Raw genomic sequence first — 3,664 nt, 5'->3', positions numbered from 1 at the left:
CGCCGTCGGGTAGCCCCGACGCATTGCTGCGTCGGGGCCCCCTCAGAACCGGACGTGCCGGTTTCCCGGCATCCGGCTCAAGCAAGTCCCTGTGGGCGTCGAGGTCGGTAAGGCGGTGGAGCGGTGCTGATCGTGTCCGGTGGCGGTCGGCGTTGTCGGCGCCGCTTCCAGTAGTTGGCCAAGGTCGGGTCGTCCGGGGACGCGTCGGCGTTGACCATCTGGTGGCGGCGGATGGGCGTCCAGGACAGTTTCGTCAGGCAGGCGCCGGTTTCCCGATCGCCGAACACCCAACGGTCCTGCCTGGTGGGGTGGAACCGCCCAAAGTAGCGGTTCACGATCCATCGGTACGACTTCGTTTCATGCCGGTGTCGGCCCCACTTGAGCATCGTCCACACCAAGGTGTGATCGATCGAGCCGAACACCTGTTTGGACACGGCGGTCCGGTAGTAGGCGGCCCAGCCGCGCAGGATCGGGTTCAGCTTGGTGATCACTGCGAGACTGTTGGCGCCGCGAAGGTTGCGCACCTCGGTGCGCAGCCTCGTCCGGAACCGCTTGACCGCCGCCTTCGAAGGCTTAATCAGGAGCTTCCCGTTGGGGTAGTGGCGGATGTTGAAACCCAGGAAGTCGACCCCCGCGGACAGGTGCACGATCTGCGTCTTGTCCTCGTTGAACGACAGCCCCCGGGGCGCCAGCCACGCCGCGAGACGCGCCTTGACCTGTTCGGCCTGCTGCCTGGAGTGGCACAGAGCGACCAGGTCATCGGCGTACCTGATGAGCACCGGTGTTCCCGGCACCGAACGGCCCCGATGGCTCGGGGCCGTTCGGTATCGGGCTCCGGCGGCGGTCTCCATCCCGTGCAACGCGATGTTCATCAGCAAGGGACTGACGACCCCGCCTTGCGGGGTGCCCTCTTCGGATGGAGCGAATTCGCCGTGTTCGATCACCCCGGCTGACAGCCACCTGGCAATGCGCCCCTTGGCAGGGAAGCCGTGCAGGTGAGCCAGAAGCCGGGCATGGTCGATCCGGTCGAACGCCGCTGTCAGGTCCGCGTCCAGGACCCACGCCCGTTTCGGGTTCGGCCCTTTGGCGACTGCGAAGATCGCCTCGATCGCGTCGTGACAGCCCCGGCCGGGTCGGAAGCCGTAGCTTCGCGGCTCGAACCGGGCCTCCCATTCAGGCTCCAACGCGTTGAGCACCACGGCCTGCGAGGCCCGGTCCCGGATCACCGGCACGGTCGTTGCATAGAGCCGCACAGGCTAGAGAATCTTTGGGTTTTCTCGTGGTCACGCATCCGTTCCACCCGCTGGCGGGCCGGCGGGTGGAGGTTCTGTTCATGAAACGACGGGCGGGGGCGGCGGTCTTCGTCTGTGCAGACGGTATCTCACGGAGTGTGACCCTGCCGCAGGAGTGGACCGACCGCGGCCCGCAACCGTTCGAGCACCGGTTGTCTGTCGAGGGTCTGACCGCTGCGCGGGCGCTGGTGGACGCGCTGCCGCGCCGTCGCGCGACGGTGGGCGGAAGCGGATCCTGATGGGAAGGGTCAGGCGCGCGGTTGCTCGGGGACGGGCGGAAACGAGGTGCCGTGCCCGGGATGGACAGCCTGTGCCGCGAGGCCGTGATGACGGTCGCCAACATGGTCGAGTCCGTGCTGGGAGGCAGGCGTGAACGGCGAGCACAAGATTCGCGGTTCGCATCGGGAACGACGGGCGATCGTCTACCTGCGCCAGTCCACGCTCGCGCAGGTACGGGAACACACCGAGTCCACCGCCCGGCAGTATGCCCTGGCCGACGAGGCGGTCCGGCTGGGCTGGGCCCGTGCGAATATCACCGTGATCGACGCCGATCTGGGTGTCTCGGGCCGGTTCGGCGCGGCCCGCGAGGGGTTCCGGGACCTGGTGGCCCGGGTCTGCCTGGGCGAAACCGGAGCGATCTTCGGGTTGGAGGTGTCCCGGCTGGCCCGCTCCTCGGCGGACGTCGCCCGGCTGCTGGAACTGGCCCGCCTCACCGACACGCTGCTGGTCGACACCGACGGCGTCTACGACCTGGCGGACATCAACGACCGGCTCCTGCTCGGACTCAAGGGCAGTATGTCCGAAGCCGAGCTGCACCTGCTGGCCGGTCGGCTGCACGGAGCCAAGCGGGCCGCCGCCGAACGCGGCGAGTTGCGGTTCCCGCTGCCGGTCGGCTACGTCTACGACGACGGTGCCTGTGTGATGGACCCGGACGTGGAGGTGCAGGCGGCGATCCGGGACGTCTTCGCCGCGTTCACCGCCGGCGGGTCGGCCTACGCGGTGGTCACCGCGTTCGTGGGCCGCCGATTCCCGCTGCGCGCCTTCGGTGGGGTGTGGGCCGGTCAGCTGCGCTGGGGCCGGCTGACCCACGCCCGGGTCCTCGGCGTGCTGAACAACCCCTGCTACGCCGGCAGTTACGTGTTCGGCCGGTACGCGACCCGGCGGCGGGTCGACCCCGACGGCCAGGTGCACACCGGCGTCGTCCGGCGGCCCCGAGCCCAGTGGCCAGTAGTGATCCACAATCATCATCCCGGTTACATCACCTGGCAGGACTTCGAGGACCACCAGGCGAAACTGGAAGCGAACTGCACCCACCGCGGGGCCCGGCCGCCCCGAGAAGGACTGGCCCTGTGCCAAGGGATCATCCTGTGCGGGTCGTGCGGCCGGCCGATGACCACCCGCTACCACCGCGGTGGCCGGGCCGCGTATGAATGCTCCGCGTCCCGCGCGGACCAGCAGGCCACCCCCACCTGCCGGTCGATCGCGGCCCACACCGTCGATGACGCGGTCACCCGACGGCTGCTGGCCGCCCTGTCACCCGAACAGATCAACCTCGCCCTCGCCGCCGCCGATGAGGTCACCGACCGACACACCCGCGCTCACCGCGCCGCCGAGCTCGCCGTGGAACGCGCCCGCTACGACGCCGACCGCGCCGAACGGGCCTTCCACCGGGTCGAACCGGAAAACCGGCTGGTCGCCCGCACCCTGGAGACCCGCTGGGAGGCCCGACTCGCCGCCGTCACCGAGGCTGAAACCGCCCTGGAAACGGTCCGCCGGGCCCGGCCGCCGCTGCCCGAACCCGCCGCCCTGCAGGCGCTGGCCGCCGACCTGCCCGGACTGTGGCACGCCCCCGACACCGACGACCGGGACCGCAAACGCCTGCTCCGCACACTGATCGCGGACGTCACCCTGCTCCCCGAGACCGACCGCCACCAAGCCCGGGTCGGGATCCGCTGGCACACCGGCGCCACCGACCAGATCAGCCTCGACCGCGGCACACGCACCCCCACCGCCGCCATCGAACTGATCACCCGGCTCGGTCCGCAACGCACCGACGACGACCTGGCCGCCGACCTGGCCGCAGCCGGGCTCCGCACCGGCAAGGGGCACCCCTTCGACGTCCCCGCGGTGCGCTGGGCCCGCCACGCCCACCACGTCCGCGCACCCCGCACCGTCCCCTGCGGCCCCGGCGAGATCTGCATCACCGACATGGCCCGCACCTTGGGCGTCAGCTACAGCGCCGCCTACTACTGGATCACCCACGACCGGCTCGCCGCCCGCCAGGACCGCAGCGGACGCTGGTGCGTGCCCTGGAACCCGGCCATCGAGGCCGACTGCCGCCGACGCATCGCCCGATCCGGACACCTCAACCC

3 protein-coding genes are annotated in these 3,664 nt (G+C 70.3%); 2 read left to right on the top strand and 1 reads right to left on the bottom strand.

The genetic code is table 11. The annotated features are described in order from the left end of the window. Positions 1 to 77 precede the first annotated feature (77 nt). Complete coding sequence (locus AC08OV_RS23970; protein WP_476615911.1) at positions 78 to 1,253, bottom strand: reverse transcriptase domain-containing protein; 1,176 nt, start codon at positions 1,251 to 1,253, stop codon at positions 78 to 80. A gap of 26 nt (positions 1,254 to 1,279) precedes the next feature. On the opposite strand from AC08OV_RS23970, the gene AC08OV_RS23965 reads away from it, so the two are divergent. Both AC08OV_RS23965 and AC08OV_RS23960 read left to right on the top strand, forming a co-directional pair. Then, positions 1,280 to 1,531 (top strand): DUF5372 family protein, encoded by a 252-nt coding sequence (locus AC08OV_RS23965; protein ID WP_476615912.1) that lies wholly within the window; start codon positions 1,280 to 1,282, stop codon positions 1,529 to 1,531. Between the two features lie 130 nt (positions 1,532 to 1,661). Then, positions 1,662 to 3,664 (top strand): recombinase family protein (locus AC08OV_RS23960; protein WP_476620364.1); only part of this gene is annotated, 2,003 nt, incomplete at its 3' end.

The organism is Frankia sp. CeTa3Moorea (genome assembly GCF_978021225.1).
The sequence above is the reverse complement of the archived record's forward strand: the minus strand, read 5'-3'. Positions and strand labels throughout refer to the sequence as shown.